Raw genomic sequence first — 23,277 nt, 5'->3', positions numbered from 1 at the left:
TTCATGCAAAAAAACATTACTTCTTTATTAATCATCTTTTTAATTTATTTGGCAGTTTTCAATGCAAATTGTCAAACTATAGTTAAAGGAATTGCAAAAGATAGCCTAGGAAATGGTATTGAAATGCTAAATGTATTTGTTACCTATAATAACGGTAAAAGTGCTGTTATTGCTTATTGTTACACAAATAATGAAGGTAGTTATAGTTTAAGTCTAAAGAGGAAAGGTAGTTTTATATTGAACTTTAATGGATTGTCCTATGAGAATAAACAAATTCCTTTTCAGATAGATAGTATAAATCCACAGAAAGAAATTGTTAAAGATGTGGTATTAAAAGAAGGTACTTTTTCTTTAGATGCTGTAGTTATTAATGCAGACAGACCAATAGTTGTAAAAAAAGACACTATTAGTATAAAAGTTGCAGCATTTACCAACGGAACTGAAGAAGTTGCAGAAGATATCTTAAAAAAATTACCTGGTATTGAAATAATGGACGATGGTACTATAAAAGTACAAGGGAAAACCATTGAAAGAGTAATGGTAGAAGGAGACGACTTATTTGATAAGGGGTACAAACTACTTACTAAAAATTTAAATGCCGATGTTATTGATAAAGTAGAAATACTAGAACGCTTTTCAGATAATCCAATGTTAAAAGGAATTGAACATAGTGATAAGGTAGCTTTGAATATTACACTTAAAGAAGATAGAAAAACTTCATTATTTGGAAATGCTAGTGTAGGCTATGGAACAGATCAGTTTTATGAAAGTAAGTTAAACTTGATATCGTTCAACAAGAAAACGAAATACTATTTTTTCGGAAATCTAAACAATATTGGGAATGATCCTACAGGAGATATATATCAATTAATTTATCCTAATGTTTTTTCTGAACAACAATACGTTGGAGACAATATACTTGCAAGAAACTTTATTAGTATGGACGGTGGTTACATCAATCTCAAAAAAAATAGAAGTAACTTTAATAATGCTGAATTAGCGTCATTAAATGGTATTTACAATCCATCAAAGAAGCTAAAAATTAAAGGTCTTTCTTTCTTTGCATCTGACGAATCAGATTTTTTCAGAAGCAATATTCAACAGTTTACTTTAGGAGACGACAGTTTTACCAATACAGAAGATCACAAACTTAGAAAAAGAAGCCGAACAGGTTTTGGGAAATGGGATGCTATTTATACCATTGATAAAAATACCCTGCTAGAATATACAGGAAAGTATAGTATTATTAAGGGTAGAGATAAATCAGATCTCCTTTTTAATGATGAACTGCTAAATGAACAATTGTTAAGTGATTCTAAATACACAGATCATAGAGTAACATACACTAAAAAAATACAAGATTACAAAGCATTTCAAATTACAGGACGATACATTTATGATGAAAAACCGCAACAATACAATGTGAATACATTTCTTTTTGAAGAGTTATTTCCTCAGCAACAAAATAGTGATGCCATACAGCAAAATATTTTTAGGAAAACTAGTTTTTTAGGATTAGAAGCAAACTATTATGTCAATAAACTAAAAAGTAATTTTGATATTAATGTGGGTGCTTCACAACGGAACGATCATCTTGATAGTAACCTAATCTTCAAAGAAACAAACAATAGTAGATTCAATGAAGAACAAACGTATTTAAATAATTTTGAGTATGATTTTATAGACTTATTTGTCAAAGCTAATTATAAGTATAAGCTTAGTAAAAAACTAGTCTTACACTCAGGTTTAGAAGTTCATCAATTATTTACGACTGTTAATTCTCAAGATAATGTTTTAAAAGAGCATCCTTTTTATGTAATTCCTAATATTGGACTTACATGGAAAATTAACAAGAAAAACGTAGTAAGTACACTTTATAAATACAAAACTGAAAATGCACCTTTTGAATCACTTTATGACGGATATTTATTAACGAACTATAGGAATTTCAAAAGAGGATTGGGAGAATTTCAACAATTTAATGGAAACTTCTTTATGACTAATTATACATTGGGCAATTGGTCTAGTTCTTTTTTAGTGAACGCTACATTATTATATCAGAACGATAATACGTATAGCAGTACAAATTCATTAATTGCTCCAAATTTCACACAGACCTCTACCATAGTGTTAGGCGATAAAGAATTTTATTCACTTTCAATATCAACTGATACGTTTATAGATTTCGTTTCAAGTAATTTAAAGTTGAATGTAAGTTCTTCTAAGAGTGATATACAAAATATAGTAAATGATTCACAACTTAGAAATGTGACTAGTGCTAGCTATTTGTATGGTGCGGAATTAAGATCAGCGTTTGAAGGGATATTTAATTTTCATTTAGGGACTAAGTGGACGTATACAAAAGTAAAAACGACTTTAGAGAATACAAATACTGATAATCTCTCTTTTTTAGATATTGATTTTATTTTCTCAAAAAAACTGAGCATTCAACTTAAAAATGAACGTTACTATTTTGGGAACTTACAGACAAACAATTCTTTTTATTTCTCTGATTTTAATGCACAATACACCATAAAAGAAAATAAGTTAAAACTAAAGTTAAGCGCAAATAATATTTGGAACACAAATAAATTTACAAACATTTTTATTGGCGATGTTAGTTCTGTAAATAACTCGTATCGTTTGCTCCCAAGGTATCTACTTCTAAAAATTGATTTCAGATTTTAAGATAAATTATTAAAACAGACAAAAATGAAAGAAATATGTATTAAAGCTTTTCGATTCTTAATACTACTTGTAATTATTGGGAAAATATCGAATTGGTTTCTGAATTATAGTGCCGAAACAAATCAGGTTATAAATGGTATAATGTTTACACTCATTGGAATATCATACGTGTTTGCTGGTTTTATTTGGGATAAGAAATTAACCAATGCTACCTTTTTAATCAGTGGGCTTTATTTAATTATGATGAATTTCATTGCAGGTTTTGGAGCAAAATCAATCATTGGAATCTTTTGTATACTGACACCCATTGTCATCGTTCGTTTTTTTCCTGAAGATAACAACAATAAAAACTCATTGAACACTAACTTTTGACTAAAAATCAATTATGGAGACAACTTTAAATGACTCTTTCAGTACATTCGGAATTTTTATAACCATATATCAAATTGTAATCATTGCTCTTTTAATTACAGTTATTGTACTTGGTATAAAGTTAGTATTAAAACTTTTTAAACTAATGGATTCACAAACAGAATTGAATAGAGAGAAAATAGAAAAACTTCAAAACGAATAGGTTATTTTTCTTTTACAGTACGCAACGCTACTGTATAATAATTTTACTTTTTTTTCATGAGTATTCTTGAAAAGCCATGCTCCCCCAATAGCATAGCCTGCTATATGTATGGCTTTTTTAAAAAATAATATTCATTACGATTGATAGCTATTACACTAAAAAATATCAAACTAATGAATGTAAATAAAACGTTTTTAGTATGCGTCATTGTTATAGAAATTATACTCATCATCATTGTCGTAATCGTATTTGTAAGACTGTTTTCTAAACTAAAACAAAAACCAACACTAAAAAATGAAGTAGACGAGGAACTTGAAAAAGAGTTAAAAGAAAAATGATAATAGTCACATTTAGTTACCAAGACACGTGTATTAGTTCGTAATACTAATTACGCAAGGTTCGGTTTTGTTGGAGATAACCGTTGTCTATGCACCCGTAGATAAGCAAAGCGACTATGGTAGGTAGTTTTACAGTCGCTTTGCTACCTTAAAAATTAGTGCGCAACAAAGTAACATACTTTGCATTTACGGTATTCATATGGCGTGCAAGTATGTTTACACGGTCTGCAAAAAAGTAACAAAAAACTACCTTTTCAGACAGCCTCATGTATTGGTTTTAATGTTTTTTATAGGTTTGTGCAAAGGTTACTGTTGTTGTGTATAGAGCTTTTCAAGTTCAGCTTGGTTTTCCGATGTTTGTTTTTAGTTCGGAAATGAGCGTTGGCAAGACATACTCTTTTGCAATTTTTGGTGTAGCGTTGGCTTTAGCGAATTGCAAATGTGTATGGCTTTAAGCGTGGGCGTTTATTCTTCCTCATCTGTTGGTTTTACATTTTCCATTAATGAAAATCCCTTTTGTCTGAACCAATTTTCACTTATTTTATTATTATCACTTTTCGGTAATGGTTTTGCTTCGTGAACCTTAAAAGTTGTCGGAAGATTTACTGAATGTCCAAAAATTAAAGCGTGTTGAGTCGGAATAGAAGGCATTCTCCTCAAAATTGTTTCGGAAATGTGTGGCGTAATTTGTCGAATATGTGAAAGGTCTTCTGGGTTTTGTATTCTATGAACTATAAAGTTGCTACATTGAGATAGAACTGTTTTAGATAATTCACTTGGTCTTTGTGAAGAAACTAAAAGTAATAATCCAAATTTTCTACCTTCCTTTGCGATTATATCGAAAATCTTATTTGCTTTTAAAAAAGTTCCCATTGGATTCCTAGAAATATATCTGTGTGCTTCTTCTAATATTAAATTGACAGGGTATGTGTTTCGTGGTATTATTTCTTTAACACTTTCGTAAATGATACGAGATATTACACAGGATATAACTTCTACAATTTCGTCTTCTACTGCACTTATATCAATGACGATTATTTGACTAGTCTTTAGTTTTTGTTTCTCAACATCGTTAAGACCAATAAGGTTATTTTTATAGTTTACTATATTCCCATCGTTTTTCTTTAGGAAATTAAAATCTTTTCTGTCCTTAATACTTTTTACCCTTGTTATAAGTGAAGAACAGTAATCTCTAATATGTCTATTTCCGTGTGCTTCTTCATACAGCAGAGCTAAATCGAGAGCATCTTCAATAATATTGAAGTCGAACTTTTGATATTTCTCATAAGATGGCATTTGGAAATTGTCAATAATAAAAACAGAAGAACCATCTTCATTGTTTTGTTCTAAATATGATATGAGATGAAGAATTCCTTTTATCTCGCCATAATGAACTGTTAAGCAATTTCTTACGTTAATATCCAAGACATATCCTCTGTCAATTTGAATACGTGTATGAGTTTTGCCTTCATCATCGATAAAAGAAAATTCTTTTGATAAATTAATTTCTTCTGTATTAAATTTTTGTAGAATTGAAGTAATTCTATCCTTTTTAGAAGGACTGCTTGTTTCATCTCTTAAAATCTCACTAATACAGGTTGCTAAAATGTGATTTTTGAGGTCTTTTACATCATCTTCAGAATTGAAAATTGCTGCCAAACCTAGTGCATTTCTTAAGATTGGTATTTGAGTCTTTTCGGTTGCTTGAAGTAATAATGCCCATTCATCAATAGTTAAAAACCAATGAGGTAATTCAAACTCTTGAACATCTTTTTCTGTGCTACCGATACAAAAGTTATTTACTTCAATATCGGTATTCTCGGATATCTCACTAAAGGCTTGTTTGTATTCGCCATTGACATCAAAAACAATAAATGTACTTCCTACTGCACTATGATTTTTTAGTTTATAAATAGATTGAAGAATTGATGAAATTGTACAAGATTTACCACTTCCTGTATTTCCTAAAACAGCAGAATGTCCTGCAAAGAATTTATCTATGTCAATTTTAACTTCATAATCTGGAAATATAGTGGAAGTGCCAATTGAAAGTGTTATATATCTTCTTTTTTCACAATCACATTTTTCTTTATGTTCGTCTGGTTTTTCGCAAACTATCTCAATTTGTTCTTTAACATTAAAAATGGCATCAAGTTCGTTTTCTTTTATGTAAAGAACATCTGTATAAAGTGCAGGATAAACACTAACTCCAAAATCAAATCTAAAATAATCTGGCTTATCATCTATTGGTTTTAGTGTACCGATAGGAAGTATTTCTAAATATTTACCAGTAGTGCTTTTGCTTAAAATTTGTTCTTTCGGATTACTGAAAGGTACATTTAGCTCTTTTTCTCGAACTCCAGATACTTCTGCTACTATAAAGTAATTTTGATAGGGCAAAACAACGTAACTGTTGAGTTGAGCAAAATAATGTATATCATCAAATCCACTAATATTAAAATTGTCGATACCCCCTAATAATTCTACAGTAAATCGGTCTGAATTTATTGCTACTACTTTACCAATTACTCTTTGTTTGTCTTCTCTATTCATTATCTTGGGAATAGAGTTTTTATAGCATTATCAATTTTGTCATCAATTTCATCATTACTTAAGTCTGGCAATATTTGCTCAATAAAACCCTTAAAATAATGCAGGCTTTCTCCGTTTCCTAACTTACCGCCTACAATCCAGATTCTCGGATCATTTAGTGATTTTAGTTTTTTGATTTCATCACTTTTCGTAAAATCTCCAAACACTATTAATCTAAAGGACGGTATCGTAAATGCTTGATAAATAAGATTATTTATATGTTCATCACTAAAACTATAACCTAGAGAAATAAGTATGTTGTTATTCCTCATTAATCTTTTCTGAAACTCTCTAAATAAATCTGAATATGGACTTCCCATACTTGCGTTTTGTTTTAGAGGTGTAGGATGTATCATTATAACATCCTTTTTTTTGAGGTTTTCTAAACTTGTTTCTTGAATTTCTCTTACTCTAAAAAGTTTTGTCTGTTCTTCGTCCTGAATCCAGTTTATAGAACCGTGTATTTTGTATAAGTAAATAAAATTATCGATTACACTCCATTTACCTTGTGATAAATCCATTTTTTCAGCTAGAGCATAATTAAAAATGGTTGGATTAAAATATTTTTTTATGCCACCTGAAAATCCATTTACGTAATGTATTCCCAAACTGTCAAGTGCGATTTCAGAATACAAATCGTAATTCGTTGTGAAAATGCTAGGTTTTGGAAGATTTGCATTTCTGTATAAAAGTTTGCGATAAAACATTTTATAAAGATTTACCAAATCTATGTCATCTTCGTTACCACGTTTAGTCTCATTCAGACATTGTTCTAAAAGGAAGTTTCTTGCTTTATCTATGATGCCTTTGACCTTTTTAAATTCTTCTGTTCCATTTTGATTGGTGGTTTCATAGAAATATATAAGACTGTGAAGTGTGCCTGAAAAAGTTTCTAAATTGTTTTGGAATGTTGTTGACGTAATATCTAGTTTTACATCGTCTTTTAGCCAATTTCGGTCATCTTCTGTTAGTATGTTGGCATAGAAATCTTTAGCAAGAGGTGCCATTGTTGGTATGCCTATTTCTTCCCACTCTTCATCACTATTAAGAATTTGATAAGAAGAACAGCCAGAACCTAAAAGAAAGGATAGGTTCTTTCCATCAAGAACCTTATTAAAAGAATCTTGAATTTTATTTAGAAGAGCCGATTCAGTTTTTTCGTCTGATTCGACTTTTACTTTCTTCAAAATCTCTTCGTTTCCTTTGTAAAAATATAATTTAGATTCAGCCATTAATAATTTATATTTTGTTTTTATAATTTAGACATTTATTCTCAATTTCCAGCGTTGGCATAAAATAGCTTTTTTGTTTTTGTGTCGGCAAAAAACTAAATGTGCAATTTGCACAGTTGGCTTTTTTAGTTAAGGTTTAAGTTTCAACATAATTTTCGGAGTATGTACTTCAATTTATATATGATTAATGGTATGATCAAGTTCTAATTTAGTAAATAAAAACATAATAGAAAATCAAATGGGGTTTTCGCAAGTAGGCTAAAACTAGATAATCAATTTTATAGATGTTGGACAGCATTATGCTATTAAATTCAATTTCAACCTATTATGTTCAGAAGGTTTTTCCATTTGCCAAACAGAAACGTGTTCATTTAATCTATTAGCTCTTAATACTTTTTCAATGTATTTCTCAGAACAATTATATCCACAAATTATATTACGCAATGCATTTCTATTTATGTGATATTTTCCAAAATTCTCTTTAATTAGTCTCAATTCCTTTTCATAAGCCCAGTCTTCTAATTTTAGATAAAAAATTTCAAAAATATCTTCTTCATTTTCAAGCAATTCAATTGGGATTTTTTTTAATTCTTTTTGATAGCTCATAAGTCTCAAACCTCTAAAAAAAGTAGAATCTAAATCTATATTATATTGTAAGTATAGTCCTTTGTGATTATTGGCGTAGTTTGCTAATAAAGGCATATTTACGCCAGGTAGTAATGAGAAGCAAGCTATTCCGTGTTTATTAATAAAATTAGGAATTGACTCTACTATTGTTTCCTCTAACTGTTTTGGGCTTAATTTTTTTTCAATATACTTTACCTGTTTCTTTCCAACTAAGACTTCAAATGCTTTGAATAGTTTCTTGAGATCATTTTTTTTTAATTCAATTAAGTCGGGTGTTGAGTCGAATGGATCATTTAATAATTCTCTTTTTTGAAAGTAGATATATGAATTTTCTATTTCATCTAATGTAAAATCATTGTCAGATCTATATCTAAAAATATAAGGTTTTCCAGCTTTCTCAATCTCTTTTAACATAGATGGTTTTAAGAATTTAATTATTTTAAAACTACAATTTTCTTACTCAAAATCAAAATCATCTGAAAGACTTTTTATGTTTTTTGAATTATATAGCACGCTACTTTACTCACTGGATCAAAAAAAATATATAAGTCTCCGTCTCCCCAAAAATTCATTTTATCAAAATATTGCTTGTACCATTCTTCTTTAGGGTTTATATTCGATCTTTTTGTCTTTATATTAAGTCCATCATAAGTGAGTTGACAAAGAAATTTCATAGTTTTCTTTGATTTGGGACAAGTTGGAATATCAGGGTATTGTATCCAATTTGGAACACCAGTATGCCCCATACCATACTCAAAGTTCTTTGACTTTTTTGTAATTATACATGTTTTTTCAAAAACTATTTCTGAATCTGACTTTAAATCATCAAAGGAGTTATCAGTTTCTTTAAGCTGTTCAATATTTAAAACTTTTGGTTTAAGCGGATCAGAATAATCAATAAAGAGTTTATCAAAATTTAGATAAATAGGCGCTACTATGTGTACATCAAAAGGCAACCAATTAAAAGCATCATCTGATTTAGAAAACTTACCTAAGTATTGAAAAGGGGCATTAAATTCAAATTTAGGAATTGTGAATTCTTTGGGTATCTCGCCACCTAGATAACTTTCTGATTTCAAAGCTTGGTTAAGGCTAAAAATTTGATTCGGTTTTAATTCTTGATATTCAAAACCTATTTCTTTTTCGTTTAATGTTCTTTCTGTTTTATGTCCTTCATCAATATCATATGCTTTAATTAACTTATTATTTTTGAATATAAGATGAATTGATGACCAAATATTATTTGCAGTTTTTTTATCAATAACCTGAGTTTTAAGAAATTTTTGAGATTGTGCATCTCCATTAAACTCTGCTTCCCAACCAGCCAGATAAATATGTTTTTCCTTTTGTCCGAAACACGAAGTAAAAAAGCCCATAATCGTTAGTAATATAATTTTAGTTAGTATTTTCATTTATTAAAAGTATTTTAATTATTCAATTATAGAAATTGAGTTTTGTACATTAATGATATCATTTATCTCACATATCAAAATTACATACTGATCGCCATCTTGCTCCAATAAACAATAATCAAAACCTTCTTTATTTAATTGGTCTTTATATTTTAAGAAAAAACCTTTAGAAGATATTGTAGACTTATTGGAATAATTATTTTGATATTTTAATTCAAGATTGTATCTATAATTTTTTTTAACTACCATCTTAATAAATGCATAGAAATCTATTATTGAGTATTTCCAATCAAAACATAGAAATAAATAGATATCTTTCTTTTCTAATTGATTCAGTAGAAAGTTGAAAGTACTGTCATGCTTCCAATGCCCATCATAATTCTTTAGCTTATTTATTATTATTTCAGCTTGTAAATAGTCTTTTTCATTAAGACATATTTTAGATAAATTTCGATAGGCTTGCTTTTTTACATCTGTTTCTTGTGTAAGTTTAAGGCTTTTTTTATTCATGAAATTACTAAAAGAATCGATACGGATAAGATTCAAGTCTTGATCTAAAGCTACTACGAGATCACTATAATTTTTTCTCATGTTTATGAGCTGTTCTATATATCTTTTTAAAAGGAATTTCTTTTTTGAATTACCAAAAAAACCGATTGTTTTTACTCTCTTTAAGAGTTTAAGTAAATCTTTTTCGTCCCAAGCCCTACTTGTTGCCACTATAGTAGCTTTACTGTATTTTTTTCCAGATGATAGTCCTATAAACATTTGAGTATGATCGATTACATCAGGAACTAGAAATTCACTCGTAACTTCTTTACCATTGATTTCTTGTGTAGTATGCACAAAATGATGTAGTGTTTTTTTCAAACTTCTATTTTTTAATTTACCAAACTTCTTTATTTATCCTTTTTATTACCTTTTTTCTTTTTCTTTTTTTGTTTGATAATTTTATCAAGCATTTTATTCTTTTTTTTGGACTTCTTTCTAATCTCTTCCATAACGTCGATTTCAACCCATTCTTCATTTATTTTATCATACATGGCATAATTAGGCGTCTTGTAAGATTGATTTCGTTCTCGCTTTTCAATAAAACCAAGAACTTTGTCTAATACAGTTTCAATTTGTTCATTATCAAGATGACCACTTAATTCAAGATTTATGCTAGTATTTTTATCTAATTGAGCGGTAAAACCAAATTTAGTTTCTTTCTCTGTTAGCTTACCACCTTGATATTTATTAAATTTTTTGCCACGTAATTTATTCCATCCATACTTTAAAGACCATTTTATAACATCCCAAGTTGCATTCATTCCTGCATTTTTAAGAATTTCTAGCAGTAAAGCTTGATTAATTATAAAAAAAGTGACCAAACTATACTCCTCTAATGATGCATATGGGATTCCACTTTTATTATAATAGCTTAATTCAAGGTTAGCATCTGTTATTTTTGTTTCTATCTCCTTCAATTCTTCTTCTGAGAGTTCTCCCAAAAATTCTAAATGCAATACATTATCTCCTCTTTTAATAGTTTCATTTTTATCATTTTCTAATTCTTTTAAACTCTTTAACAAATTATCAGGAATGAGTTTCTTTGGATCTTCTTTCTTCATGTGAGTAATATTTAGGTATGTAATAATTTTTTCAAATCTTGCTTTTCGGAATAACTTAATGATAATCCGTTAAGCGTCCTTTCTTTATCATAGGCAACTTTTTTTACAACTCTGTTTCCCTTTTTTGAGTGACGTATTCCCAAATACCCTAAAGTTATATACGCTCCTTTTTGTTTATGGTAGTTTGTTTCTACACTAACCTTGAAAACATCTTTTACTATATCTGCTAAGACAGGAAGTGAATATTTTTCAGAGATTTCAGGAGTAAGCTTTTTAATATTTTTAGAGGTTTTGACTTGATACAATACAAAATGCCAATATTTTGAAGTTCTTTTATAACCTATTATATCAGCAGGGGTTTTGCTATAATCTGTGAGTGTAAATTTATATCCGTCTTTTTCAAATTTTCTTTGAAGATGCTCTAATGCCGTCTTTTCTCCTTTTAAACCAGTATCTTTATTTATGGTTATTAGAGGTGTTCCCATTGTCTTATTCAAGCCTTCAGTTACAGGACGCCTGTTCCATTCTTTAACGATTTCAGTAGTAAACTTTTTTAAATTCATTAATTCTTAAATTTAATTGCAATGAAGTCACTTGTACTATATTGCTATTTCTATTTTTTATTAAATATTATTTTTTGATTTCATTAGCGTATTAGATTAACAATCAAATGATACATCACTTTTTTATCTGAACTAATTGATTTTAGAATTTGTAAATGCCCTACATTTTTAAATTCAGAAGTTATATCTAATAGCGTTTTGCTAAATGAAAAGTCTGAGGGATAGTCCATATCTTTAATATGTTTTTTGTATTTGTTACATTGTTTTGTGAAATCTGTATCTTTCCCTAAAATGTATACCACCATAAAATACAAGTCAAGTGATTTTGAGTATTTATAGCACCTTAGAATATGTTCTTCTGTATAATCCTTATCCCGTAAAATTAAACCTTCTAACAAAGCTATGTTTTGATTACCTGATGATTCAATGACTATATCCGCAGAGCCAGCATCTTTTCCACCAGCAGATATTCCTATTCTTGATTGGTCTGTGATATTCCAACCCCAAATAGGAAAACGTAGCTTTAAAATAGCTACTAATAAATCATTGAAACGATTTTCACCTGTAATTTGTCTTATGGATTCAATTTTATCCATCATAACTCTTGAAGCCTGAATAAGTTCTTCTAAGATGAAAAGATTGAGCGTGAATTCTCTATTTAAGTTATTTGGTAATACTTTAGGAATATTTTCTGCGCTTATACTTGATAAAATTCCTAACGTTATTTTAAGTGTATTTAGATTTTCTTCATTAAAGTGTTGTTGCCTTAGCTTCTCAATAATAGATGGCAATTCTATTTCATTTTTTGAATAATAATCTTGGGCTTTAATTAGATAATCAAAAGCCACTACATGAAGCCCTCTATTGATGTAATGATTATATATAATTTCAATAAAAGATTCATAATATAAATCTTTAGGAATTAATGTATTTATTATTTGGTCAAACTTAATGGAATCTTTGGAAGATGCATAATGGTAAATATTGATTGTAGTTAATGATGCTGAATAGCTTACAAGCCCATTTTTTTCTTCTGCTGAAAGCCTATTCACAAAATCATTCCAATCTTTCTTACTATTTTTTAGTTGAGTTGTATTATTTAAGCTGAATGCCTGTAGAGTTTCTGCTCTATATAGATGAAAAGCAAAACGAATATTCTTTACTTCATTAGTTAATAATGATTTAAGAATTTCAATGGCTTCTACATAATTTTCAGTGTTATATAAATTAAAAATGGCAATAAAGAATTGCTTTAAATTAGTCCCTTTTGTATTGATTTTATTAACAGAATATTCCTTTTTAGGTATGGGAATGTTTATTAATTTTTTAAAATCGTTTTCTTTAAAAGCTAACAGAAGACTTACTTCAAATAAAAGCATTTGAGTATTAAAATCATTTTTATTAATACGTAATAAGTGTCTTTGAATTTCTTCTATTAATGGTGTTGCTAATTCCCAATGATAATCTGAATTAACAGCTTCAATTAATGTGTTTTGTAAGTTTGTAAAAGAAAAAACTGTATCTAAAAACTCTTTTATATCAATATTATTAATCCTATCTGAGATAATTTTTTTAAGTTTTGTTGAATCTAACCTATTTACAGCACTTAACATTCTGCTGACATCATTAGAATCTTCAAAAAAGCGGATACTAAAAACCGCTTTATCGTATGTTTCAAAGTAATTGATACTCTCATACAAAAGTTCCAATAGACTTTTGAAATAAAGGTTAGAAGTATATAAGTCAAATCTTTGACCGAAAGCATCTATTTTACCTTTATCAATTTGATTACTTGAATAAGTCAGCGATAAGTCTATTATTTCTAGTTCCAGTTCATGGAGCGTAGATGCTACTTGTAAGTTATTAATTCCATGCTTGTCTTTATTCTTATTGATTGATACAAAACCTAGCATTAGTACTTTTAAGAAGTGTTTAATTTTGTGATATACTTCTATGTTCTGGTCGTCATACTCATGTGATGCTGTATTAAACACAATACTTTTTTTAAATATATCAAAATACGACTGTAATAATAGTTTTTCCTTGAAAAGCAATAATAAATATCCCCAATCGATTATTTCTAAACCAAATTCACTGTATCCTCTTTTTATTATTCTATTTTCTTTAGGAATAGCTTCGTAGAAGTCAATACTCACTTCGTTTAATATCTGAAATTCTTTCAGATAGGTTTTTAATGCTGATATTAATTGATTTTTAGAAGCTAATATTTCTGTTTTTATTTGTTCAGAAACTTCTTTTTCTAAGATTTTAAGGTCGCAAATTTTAAGGAATTCGACAGATACGTCAATAAGTGCTAAATTTATAGTCGTTAGATTTGATCTATAATGCCTGTAAGAATAAAATTCAGCTATTAGTGTAGCTATAATAGCAGGTAATATATCAAAAACAAACCTTGATTTTATCGGCTTAATAGGAAAACTATTTGTTTCATGAACTCTATACTGCTTCAATGTTTCTAACGCTTTACGATAACGTTTATCTAAAGAATTATGTACTGTATTTCCATTGACACGATGCGATCTACTAATGAATACTTTCTTTGATAAATCAATCAAAATTTTTGATAAAACTTCTCCTTTTATTTTTACGTCAACTTGATTAGAAGTTAATAGTTCAAATGTTAAATTTAGCATTTCAAACCAAAGACTGTTTTTTAATTCACAACTATCAGCAAATTTTAACTCACGATCAGATTGTTCTTTTAAAATATCTTGATTAATTTCAACATCATCTATCAGTTTAAATGCAATTGGAATCAATTCAAGATTAGTTTGCAGATATGGTATTAAAATAGAGAAATCACGCCTTATTTTTTCATATAAAATCCAAATTAAAGGAGTATGAGTAATCTTTTGTAGTATTTCAATAAAATTTCCAAAAAAGACATGCTCTTTTTTTTCATTAACGATCATTATATTGAACAATAAATGGCAAACACTTCTTATGCTTTGATGGTCAAAAACACTAGGATAATTACTTTCATGGTATTCAATACTAGTAATAAAGTCATAAGGACTCTTATAATCAAACTTAACTTCGGGTATTGGTGTATTTATATTTCTGTGAGTATATCTTGGAGCATCAAACCAAATCTTCTCAAACTCTACATCTGTATTCTGAAAATCATTTTCAGCATTAAAAAAAGACATTGAATGTTCACTAATCTTAGCTATATTTTTTTCCGACAAATAATTTTCTATATTTCGTGTCCAAAGTCCAACTCTATTAATATACTTAAAGAATATTTTAAACTTTTTTTCAGTAGCCTTTTTCCCGCCAATTAGTAGCCAAAGTGTAGCTATAATTTCATCTCCTAAGTACTGTATATAGTTGTGTGCTTTCCAAATATATATTTTTGTATTTGAATGAATAGCTATAATTTCTTTTTCTAGTAGCCAATCAACTGTGATATTTTTTACTGAATGATTTTTTAAAATTTGAAGTAAGCAACTTTTTTTGATTGTTAGGCTGTAATCATAAAAACATGTATTATAATAATTTTTAAGGCAAGCAGAAATGTGTTCTTTATTCTCGGGAATATCAACTTTTCTGTTTTCTGAATATTCTATATTCCACAAAAGATGACGTATTAATTCAGGAAGTAAAACTTCATCAGCAACTACACGTATCCAATTTATTTTTTTAAAATCCTCAAATTTTAGATTGGTATTATTTTGCAGATTATATGCATCTATAATTTTAAAAAAAGATGCTTTACTTCTATCTGGCATATCAATTTTCAGGATAATATGACTTAATAGTAAAGAAAGATTATATTGAAGATTTTCTGATTTTATGTTTTTATCGACATAAGCAGAGTGTCTAGTATTTGAAGTGGAATAGGCTATTCGCTTACTTAATGATTTGATTTTTTCTTTAACAGAATAATTGATTGTAAGTTGCATTTTTTATATTATCGAATACAATTATTTTTTATTTTCATGGTAATACTAATTTGCTTTTTAGCTCAATTAATTGAATTTTGAGAATACGAAATAATTACTTCTTTTAATTATTTCTAAAAATTAAATGACTAAATTTTTACTTATACGGAATTTAATAAAGCACTTTTATCTAACCATTTCATAGAGGCGCTTCTTTAATAAAAAAATAATATTTGAAAAAGAGCCTTGAACTAAATATTCAGTAATTTCAGGTCTATATCTTTTTGAAATATTAATCTTTTTAATCCCTTGATAATCAGAAAATTCAATTAACTCTAACTCTTTTACTAATTCCATAAATTTATCTAAAGTAACAGGGAGGTCAGAAAATATTCTGAATTTCTGAACAAAAGGAACTTTACACGAAGTATCAGATACAGTATAATTTTGTGATTGTAAATAGTTTCTACGCCAAAAAAAATCTATAAATCTTGATGTTAGAATAGCTACTTGTTCTTGTATGGATATATCTTTACCTTTAGACTTATTGAACTGCTCTAAAAATTCAGAATCCATTCCCACATAGGATGAAAGGTTAAAAATTGATTGACTGTTAAAACCAAAATTTGTATAATTTAAATCAATGATCCATTCTAATGGTTTATTTGATGTCTTCTTTATTCCTAATTCACGAAAACTACAATTTAAAAACTTATTGGACTTATGATCTGTATTACCCCAAAAGGATACATATTTATAAAAATGGCAATTTTCAAATAAAGTTATTCCTGTAAAATTGAACTCTATTTTTTCTGAAATATTGAACATACATAAATGTCTAACCTTATCTTCTCCATAAACTTTTTTCAATAATTTAGTATTTTCAATCTTATTGGGTGTTAGTCCTTCATCTTTTAAAAACTTCTTATTTATTTCATAAACAATATTAAAAACTCCAGAATAAAGCTTTACCTTTTTTTTCATGGAAAAACTTGAATCACTAATTTTTTCTATTAAGAATTGAATGTATGTAACTTCTTTATCTCCCCATGATTTAACTCTCTCTGCTATGTCTAAAACCAACTGAGAACCAAAAGAACAGTCTTCTAAAATTTTTAAAAAATCATCTTCAATCTCAATCAGTTTATCTAATTCTAATTCTAAATAAAAAGCTAAATAAGTAGCTTTAAAAAAATCGACTAAAAAATCATATGTGAATTTTATTGTACCATTAAACTCAGTTAATAGAGGATGTGAAGAAAAAGATTTTGTAAGTTTATTTGTCTCAAAATCTTGGGATATACTTATATTTTTATTAATCCCAAAAAATACAGATTCTTCAAGTTCTTCAAGGTTTGTAACTCCATTTTTAACTATTGATATATATTGAAAAACCTTTACTTGCTCATCTATACTAAGATTTGTAATTCTTGATTTACCTAGTAAATAATTCTCTCTAAAACACATTTTTGCAATAATATAATCCGTTGTATTTTTTTTTGGATTCAATATTCTAGTGTTTAGTTCCTCTTTTAATAAAACATCATCTCTAGTTATTTTTGTAATCAAATCTAATGCGTAAGGATGGTAAATATTTTTAGTTTTCTCATCATTATTCTTATGAAAATCTACAGCTAAACTTATAGCTTTATCGTATTTGCGCTTATTTTTTTCCTTATTAAATGTATTATGAAAAAATTCTTTTGTTTGTTCAATATCAAATGACAACAAGTTTAATGTTTGAACATTGTGATCTGTTGCATCCCAAAACTCGTTTCTACATGTTATAATTATTTTTGAATTTTTTATTTGTTGATTATATTCATTTACAGAATCCAAAAAATCTGAAATATCAAAATTATTAACTTTTGAAATAAGTTCATCAATACCATCAATAATCAGAAATATATTTCCTGTATCTAAATTATATCTAAAGTATTTTTCATCTAAAAAGCTTTGTTTATCAATAGATGATTGATAAATGTCGTATAAATTTATTTTAGAATTATCCTTATAGTCATCAATCAGCCTTCTTTTAACTTCGACAGAGTTGATTAATATATTTTTGGTGTTTTCATTTTCGTTAGTAATAGTATTAGAAAAATATTGTGCTATTGTTGTTTTACCAATTCCAGCTTTGCCTATTAAAACTAATACGGGGCTATTTTCTTTCTTATACCAAGAATTAATAAACTCTTTATCTGCAATTCTATATACCTTTTCATCAGTTTTTAAGTCTTTTTCATAAATAGTAGTATTGATAAATACTTTTGGAGTATCATATTCAACTTTAGAAAAATTAATACCTGTTTTTTTTTCGCTTATTTCTTTTAAAATATCCTCAACAAAATCAATATGTGTTGGTGTTATAATTTTTTTTATTCTATCGATTAGATTTGGACTATTCGACTTATTCCTAGATAAATAAACAAAAACATTTGTTTTAAATATCTTACGATGTTGAATGTTAAGGTAATTAGCAGTAGCAATTGAACTAGCTCCTTTATTAAAAAACAAGTGAATGCTATTCTCATTTCGTCTATTATCTTTTTCAACAAAATAATCATAACTAATAACACCTTGATCTGAATGACTATTCAAAGATTTATTAGGGAAATAATTAAATTCAGAACTACTTGTATTATAATCTTCAAGTAGATGCTTGTAAAAGTCTATTTTTCTTTCCATAATTTAATAATTTGATATCTTTTCTATAATATTGTTGTTGAAGCTTTCATTTTCTTTTTTTGATTTTCGCCAACATTCGTATAATGATTTTCGGAATTCTATGAAGTTTTCAGAATCTATTTTAGTTGTAAGAGATTGTATTACTTTAGTTTTCAAATATGGTTTTTCATAATGATTTAAACTAAAATCTAATATGATATTAAATGAAAATTTTAATTCTTCATTATTTTCAAATACTATTAAACTTTGATTTAATTGATTCACAATTAAATCAAATAATGAAGCAAAAGAGTCACTATTGTTATTATCAAATACAATAGTTTTACTGAAGTTACTAAAATACTTATTTAGTATGTGAATTTTCTTAAGTTCTATAATTTTTAAAAATACATTCTCAATAACTTCTGTATTTTCAACTATTTTTTTTTGAGAAGTGAATAAATAGAATTTTAGAATGTATTTATTAAGCAAAATTAAATCTGACATATTATGCCTTAAATTGTGATCAATTGATTTTAAAAAGAATTCATCATTATGAAATAATAATTTAAAAAAAGATTGATTTGGAGATTCTATATTCATCAATGTATAACTATTTTGATCTGTAAGTTGTGAGTATATAAAATTGTTTTCTAGGACTTTATTGTCATTAGTATTTAATAATTCAATTATGAAAAAAAAATTATAAGAGGCAGTCTCTTTTAAAAATAACTTATTCCCTATTATTTCTTCTAGCAAAATAACTTGAAAAGAGTCAACTTTTTTGCTTCTCAATTTTTTGAAATCATATTTTTCTATATAACTAAATAAACTTTGATACTCTTTTTTAGCGATGAGATATTTATAAAACTGAAGTACTTTATCCTTGTTTTCATTAGGAAAATACGCATACATTATTTTATACAAAAACCAAAAAATTAATATGATTGAAATGAAATATGCCCAAGTATTTGTATTAGGAAACCCTTCAAACTCAAAGTAGTTCAAAAACTCTATTTGGTTAGTCCACCATTGATAAAATATTAAATAGTTTACTAATATTAGATAAAGTGATACTAAAAAGAAATCTCGATTAGAAAATTTATTAAGAATAAATTTTCTTTCACTACTATCGAGAAAGGCAATTATTGCTAAAAAAAGACCAATAAGTGATAATAAATCTGAAACCCCCATTAATTACCTCTATATTTTATACGTAAAATTCACTTTAAACATTTAATCTAAATTTTACATAAATATAAGATAAAGATTATATTTCACAAATGAGGTTTCCCGTAATACTATAAGATTTACCTAAAACACTTTAGCGTAATCGCCTTAAAATCAACACACAGATATTTACCAATGATAACTATTTAAATGAAATATAATATTAATTTGAAGGAACTAATCCGATTCTCTTCAAATAGTTATATATGTATATCTGATCGATCTATGTATACTCAATACTTCAATGTTTTCTACCTATCTGAATATTTATTAATCAAACTGATGAATTAGCTTTCTTAAATCATCAATAAGTTTGATTGTATGTATTATTCCTACTAAATACAATCACAACTACTGTAAAATCTAATTTATTAGTAATAGGATAATCACTGTTTATTGGTTATTGGTTTATTTGATAGTGAAGTAGGTAGCTTTTTCTGATTAGTTAAAATAAGTCATATATTTACTCTTCTACAATTCCTTTCATACAATCTACGTGTACTACACAAAATTTTACAAATGATTTTCCAATTTCCCTTCGTAGCTTAGTGTTTTCAACACTAAGAAAAAAAAGCATGGACAATATTTTGATTTGGAATATCTAAAAAATAGAATTCAAATTTTATTTTTTGTCATTAAACGTAATTTTGTTGCAATCAACTAATAGGTCAAGAATTCAATACGAATCTATCATTTGAGGTCATTTTTTAATACTGAATTAAAAATATAGCTACATTAATGGTTCAAGTACCAAAAGTTGACAAATGATTTTTGAATTGCGCTTTTTAGCTTAGTGTTTTCAACACTAATTTGTTAAAACATGAATGTACAAGTAATACACAATAAGGCTAAAAACGGAATTGAAATTATATTCTCTAACCCTATAGACAAAGAATTAATTACATTTTTGCAAAAATTAGGATTCAAACACTTTTTTAAAGATGAAACCAAATGGTATGCTGATTTTCATTTTGCCTACGTATGCTTTGCTCATCATCTCAAAAAAGCAATGGAAAATGAAGAAGACTGGAAATCTATTATCATATATCCTACTTACAAGCCAAGCTTTGAAAAGATTGACGATTTAAAGTTCTGTATCGTCGATATCAATTTCAAAAAAGATGATAAAATTATAGAAGATGAATATGTCATTTTTGAAAATTATAAAAGAGTCGCTACGATAATTGCTGAACGATTTGCTAGACACACATTTGGGAATTATTTCGATTCACTTACCGTTTTCCCTCGTAATTATAAAGAAAGAGCAAGAACATTATTGCGAGTGCAGAAAGTTATTGACATTGATGAAGATGGAATTTTTATTCCTATTAAATTCATGGATTCTTTAGTAGAATTGGTCAAAGATGTTCAAAAAGATAAAAATTCTGATAGTTCAATTGAGATAAAAAATACCATTGAAACTAATCAAATTATCGAAACAGGCATTTTGGACGATCAAACTGATTTTGATAAACTATTGATTTTAGAAGTAATCGACAAATTAGTATCTATTGAACAAACTACTAAAGTTACTGATACACGATTGATTCAAACGTTAATTACAGAAATTGAGGAAGCTTCTACTATGAATTTAGAAACGCTTCGTCAAAATAAACTCAAACACATCATTCGATTGTATAGAGAATGGTTTGAAGATTTCCCGAATTGTTTTAAAGGGAGTGTAGCGATCGCAATGCGTCCACTTTTAGATTTTACAAACGAATCTTTTGAAATAAAATCGTTTACTACCGATCTTGTATTTACGAAGTATCAAGTGAATAATGTACTTGTTCCATTATACGTACATGAATGTTTTCAAAAAGGTGCAATTCCTTTGCAACACATACCAAAGCTAAAAATTGAATTTCCACAATTGTTTGAAGTTACTATTGAAACGTTAGATAGATTGTTTGAATATGAACTTTTTGAAATATCACAGTTAAAAAAAATTGACAATTTAGGTATCAATATTAATTGCCGTGAACTTAACAGACATTGGCAAATAAATGGTTTTGATATTTTAAAAAATATTAGTTATCCTGTTGATTTACAATATCCCTATGTAAGTTTAATTAAAGGATATGTTTCTGTAAAAACACTTCAACAAATTTTAGATAATAAGAAACAAAAGTATCGCTGGTTGTATTTGATACAGAACTTTAGACCTATGGCTGATCTTTCTAAAGGAACAGATATCATTGATCGTCAACTACAAAAGTTTTCTGAAAAATTGATCGATTTAAAAACAGGGCAAAGCTTGCGAGATTATTCATACACTGAACTTATCAAAAAACGTAAACATGTTCAAGAACAAATAGACGCTTTATTTGTCTCAAAAAAGTGTATTGAAGCCTACATTGAAAGTATACTAGCCAAACAACTTGAAGAAACTGATTTTATAGATACTGATGAAATGATTGTTACACCAAAAATTCCTAAGTTTCACTTTGATAGTTTTGTTGCAGGCATGAGTCTTCTATACTATAAACATAAAAAACCAACACTTCTACAAGTGGAAAGTCTAGGCAAACAAAAAGAAGTGCCAAATGATGAAATTCTTGGAGAAGCTATTGAACTAAGTGCCATTGATTTTTTCAGAAGCAGATACCTTTATGATGAAAATTATGTTTGGATAGATGGAATGCGACATTTTTGGGGAAACTTACAATTTGACAGAAGCTTTACCAATGATAAACAGCGATTTGAACACAGTCACATTCTCCCCTTACCTATTGCGATGATGATTGCGAGATATTTACAAATGGAGACAGCTACTTCTATTTTCAATCCCACCGCAGGAAGTGGAAATTTATTAGTGGGTGCAAAAGCGAGTGCAACGCATGCCAATGAAATATCTCAACTAAAAAAAAAATTCCTTGACTTTTTACGTTTTAAAACCATTACAGATTACAATCCATTTGAACCAACTCCGAAAGCAATGCACAAATCCTTTGATATAGTGGTTTGTAATCCGCCATTTATAAAATCAACAAAAACAAAAAATGAAAAACTTGATACTATAGAAGAATACTTAGGGAAAGCATATTTTTTAGCGAGTCACTTGCGTGAGCAGGCATTTGTAATTGCGCTTGCTTTATTAAACTTAAAAGATAACGGAAACGCTGTCATTGTATTAAATGGGCATATCTGTTTTGATGAAGAAGGAAAAATTAAATACTACCGAGATGTTCTAAATTGGCTTTGTAGATATTACCATATTCGTGACATTATCAACTTAGACAGTTCAATTCTGACCAAAAATACATCCCAAAAAAAGGAAAAAATGGTAGTGCTTATTAATGGACGAAAAGAAAAACCTTCATACGAAACACCTACAAAAGAAAACCAACCACACCTTGCCGATGTGATTGGTTCATTGTATGATCTTTGGGAGCGTTTTAAAAGAAATCGAATCCCAAGTATAGATGTTATCATTAAACAGCTTCAAATTGCAGTAAAACAACATGAAGTATAAAATTTACTGATTGCGGGCATTACGCAAGTTTTTTGTGGCTCTAATGAGTTCTGCATACCCATTTACAAAGTATTTTGACACTTTAAGTACTCCATAAATGGCAACACCACAGATAACTAATTTAGTAACAGGATGCTTTAACACCTTTTTGGTATCAATTAATGGTTTGGTTGACTTTGGAATCGAATTTAAGTCCAAACCGTCTAAAATAGATTTTCTTTTTGTTTGTTTATTTTTTATCATTTTTCGTGTAATTTTATTAGAAATACATAGAAAAACGGATAGTCATTTGGCGATATATTTTCATCCAAAAATTGAATTTTTAAATGTTGGAAAATAAAGCGAAAATAAGGTGGTTTTA

16 protein-coding genes are annotated in these 23,277 nt (G+C 27.9%); 5 read left to right on the top strand and 11 right to left on the bottom strand.

Annotated features, from left to right (window positions below; translation table 11 throughout):
* The first annotated feature begins 3 nt into the window (after positions 1–3).
* The 4 genes from ACQ654_RS23125 (at position 4) to ACQ654_RS23110 (ending at position 3,600) form a co-directional block, all read left to right on the top strand.
* Positions 4–2,688, top strand: coding sequence for a TonB-dependent receptor (locus ACQ654_RS23125; RefSeq protein ID WP_430412716.1), 2,685 nt, complete (start codon positions 4–6; stop codon positions 2,686–2,688).
* A gap of 24 nt (positions 2,689–2,712) precedes the next feature.
* Positions 2,713–3,060 carry a hypothetical protein gene (locus tag ACQ654_RS23120; protein ID WP_430412715.1) on the top strand — a complete coding sequence of 116 codons (348 nt, stop codon included), beginning with the start codon at positions 2,713–2,715 and terminating at the stop codon, positions 3,058–3,060.
* A 13-nt stretch (positions 3,061–3,073) separates the two neighbouring features.
* Positions 3,074–3,262, top strand: coding sequence for a hypothetical protein (locus ACQ654_RS23115; protein ID WP_430412714.1), 189 nt, complete (start codon positions 3,074–3,076; stop codon positions 3,260–3,262).
* Positions 3,263–3,435: 173 nt separating this feature from the next.
* On the top strand, positions 3,436–3,600 hold the full coding sequence (locus ACQ654_RS23110; RefSeq protein ID WP_430412713.1) for a hypothetical protein: 165 nt from the start codon (positions 3,436–3,438) through the stop codon (positions 3,598–3,600).
* 465 nt (positions 3,601–4,065) lie between these two features.
* Here the strand turns inward: ACQ654_RS23110 and ACQ654_RS23105 are convergent, their stop codons facing one another.
* From ACQ654_RS23105 to ACQ654_RS23060, 10 genes are all read right to left on the bottom strand, one after another.
* Positions 4,066–6,153 (bottom strand): ATP-binding protein, encoded by a 2,088-nt coding sequence (locus tag ACQ654_RS23105; RefSeq protein WP_430412712.1) that lies wholly within the window; start codon positions 6,151–6,153, stop codon positions 4,066–4,068.
* Positions 6,153–7,424, bottom strand: coding sequence for an SIR2 family protein (locus ACQ654_RS23100; protein ID WP_430412711.1), 1,272 nt, complete (start codon positions 7,422–7,424; stop codon positions 6,153–6,155). The genes ACQ654_RS23105 and ACQ654_RS23100 overlap by 1 nt, the downstream gene beginning before the upstream one ends.
* Positions 7,425–7,721: 297 nt before the next feature.
* On the bottom strand, positions 7,722–8,465 hold the full coding sequence (locus ACQ654_RS23095; protein ID WP_430412710.1) for a hypothetical protein: 744 nt from the start codon (positions 8,463–8,465) through the stop codon (positions 7,722–7,724).
* A gap of 74 nt (positions 8,466–8,539) precedes the next feature.
* Entirely contained in the window at positions 8,540–9,463 is a 924-nt protein-coding gene (locus tag ACQ654_RS23090) for a hypothetical protein (protein ID WP_430412709.1), read from the bottom strand.
* Between the two features lie 18 nt (positions 9,464–9,481).
* Positions 9,482–10,333, bottom strand: a complete 852-nt coding sequence (locus ACQ654_RS23085; RefSeq protein ID WP_430412708.1) for a hypothetical protein — start codon at positions 10,331–10,333, stop codon at positions 9,482–9,484.
* Between the two features lie 29 nt (positions 10,334–10,362).
* Positions 10,363–11,076, bottom strand: coding sequence for a hypothetical protein (locus ACQ654_RS23080; RefSeq protein WP_430412707.1), 714 nt, complete (start codon positions 11,074–11,076; stop codon positions 10,363–10,365).
* 11 nt (positions 11,077–11,087) lie between these two features.
* Positions 11,088–11,639, bottom strand: coding sequence for a hypothetical protein (locus ACQ654_RS23075; RefSeq protein WP_430412706.1), 552 nt, complete (start codon positions 11,637–11,639; stop codon positions 11,088–11,090).
* Positions 11,640–11,722: 83 nt separating this feature from the next.
* Complete coding sequence (locus tag ACQ654_RS23070) at positions 11,723–15,565, bottom strand: hypothetical protein (protein WP_430412705.1); 3,843 nt, start codon at positions 15,563–15,565, stop codon at positions 11,723–11,725.
* A 165-nt stretch (positions 15,566–15,730) separates the two neighbouring features.
* Positions 15,731–18,232, bottom strand: coding sequence for an NACHT domain-containing protein (locus ACQ654_RS23065; protein WP_430412704.1), 2,502 nt, complete (start codon positions 18,230–18,232; stop codon positions 15,731–15,733).
* Positions 18,233–18,235: 3 nt separating this feature from the next.
* Positions 18,236–19,405 carry a hypothetical protein gene (locus ACQ654_RS23060; RefSeq protein WP_430412703.1) on the bottom strand — a complete coding sequence of 390 codons (1,170 nt, stop codon included), beginning with the start codon at positions 19,403–19,405 and terminating at the stop codon, positions 18,236–18,238.
* Positions 19,406–20,261: 856 nt separating this feature from the next.
* On the opposite strand from ACQ654_RS23060, the gene ACQ654_RS23055 reads away from it, so the two are divergent.
* On the top strand, positions 20,262–22,916 hold the full coding sequence (locus tag ACQ654_RS23055; protein ID WP_430412702.1) for an N-6 DNA methylase: 2,655 nt from the start codon (positions 20,262–20,264) through the stop codon (positions 22,914–22,916).
* A gap of 3 nt (positions 22,917–22,919) precedes the next feature.
* Here ACQ654_RS23055 and ACQ654_RS23050 read toward each other — a convergent pair whose 3' ends face one another.
* Positions 22,920–23,159, bottom strand: coding sequence for a hypothetical protein (locus ACQ654_RS23050; protein WP_430408597.1), 240 nt, complete (start codon positions 23,157–23,159; stop codon positions 22,920–22,922).
* Positions 23,160–23,277: the final 118 nt, after the last annotated feature.

This window comes from Kordia sp., from assembly GCF_965283645.1.
Taxonomy (GTDB): Bacteria; Bacteroidota; Bacteroidia; order Flavobacteriales; family Flavobacteriaceae; genus Kordia.
The sequence above is the reverse complement of the archived record's forward strand: the minus strand, read 5'-3'. Positions and strand labels throughout refer to the sequence as shown.

Bases quoted from the DNA above. Each gene is read 5' to 3' on its own strand.
- ACQ654_RS23125 (WP_430412716.1), top strand. From the start codon at position 4: ATGCAAAAAAACATTACTTCTTTATTAATCATCTTTTTAATTTATTTG.
- ACQ654_RS23120 (WP_430412715.1), top strand. From the start codon at position 2,713: ATGAAAGAAATATGTATTAAAGCTTTTCGATTCTTAATACTACTTGTA.
- ACQ654_RS23115 (WP_430412714.1), top strand. From the start codon at position 3,074: ATGGAGACAACTTTAAATGACTCTTTCAGTACATTCGGAATTTTTATA.
- ACQ654_RS23110 (WP_430412713.1), top strand. From the start codon at position 3,436: ATGAATGTAAATAAAACGTTTTTAGTATGCGTCATTGTTATAGAAATT.
- ACQ654_RS23105 (WP_430412712.1), bottom strand. From the start codon at position 6,153: ATGAATAGAGAAGACAAACAAAGAGTAATTGGTAAAGTAGTAGCAATA.
- ACQ654_RS23100 (WP_430412711.1), bottom strand. From the start codon at position 7,424: ATGGCTGAATCTAAATTATATTTTTACAAAGGAAACGAAGAGATTTTG.
- ACQ654_RS23095 (WP_430412710.1), bottom strand. From the start codon at position 8,465: ATGTTAAAAGAGATTGAGAAAGCTGGAAAACCTTATATTTTTAGATAT.
- ACQ654_RS23090 (WP_430412709.1), bottom strand. From the start codon at position 9,463: ATGAAAATACTAACTAAAATTATATTACTAACGATTATGGGCTTTTTT.
- ACQ654_RS23080 (WP_430412707.1), bottom strand. From the start codon at position 11,076: ATGAAGAAAGAAGATCCAAAGAAACTCATTCCTGATAATTTGTTAAAG.
- ACQ654_RS23075 (WP_430412706.1), bottom strand. From the start codon at position 11,639: ATGAATTTAAAAAAGTTTACTACTGAAATCGTTAAAGAATGGAACAGG.
- ACQ654_RS23070 (WP_430412705.1), bottom strand. From the start codon at position 15,565: ATGCAACTTACAATCAATTATTCTGTTAAAGAAAAAATCAAATCATTA.
- ACQ654_RS23065 (WP_430412704.1), bottom strand. From the start codon at position 18,232: ATGGAAAGAAAAATAGACTTTTACAAGCATCTACTTGAAGATTATAAT.
- ACQ654_RS23060 (WP_430412703.1), bottom strand. From the start codon at position 19,405: ATGGGGGTTTCAGATTTATTATCACTTATTGGTCTTTTTTTAGCAATA.
- ACQ654_RS23055 (WP_430412702.1), top strand. From the start codon at position 20,262: ATGAATGTACAAGTAATACACAATAAGGCTAAAAACGGAATTGAAATT.
- ACQ654_RS23050 (WP_430408597.1), bottom strand. From the start codon at position 23,159: ATGATAAAAAATAAACAAACAAAAAGAAAATCTATTTTAGACGGTTTG.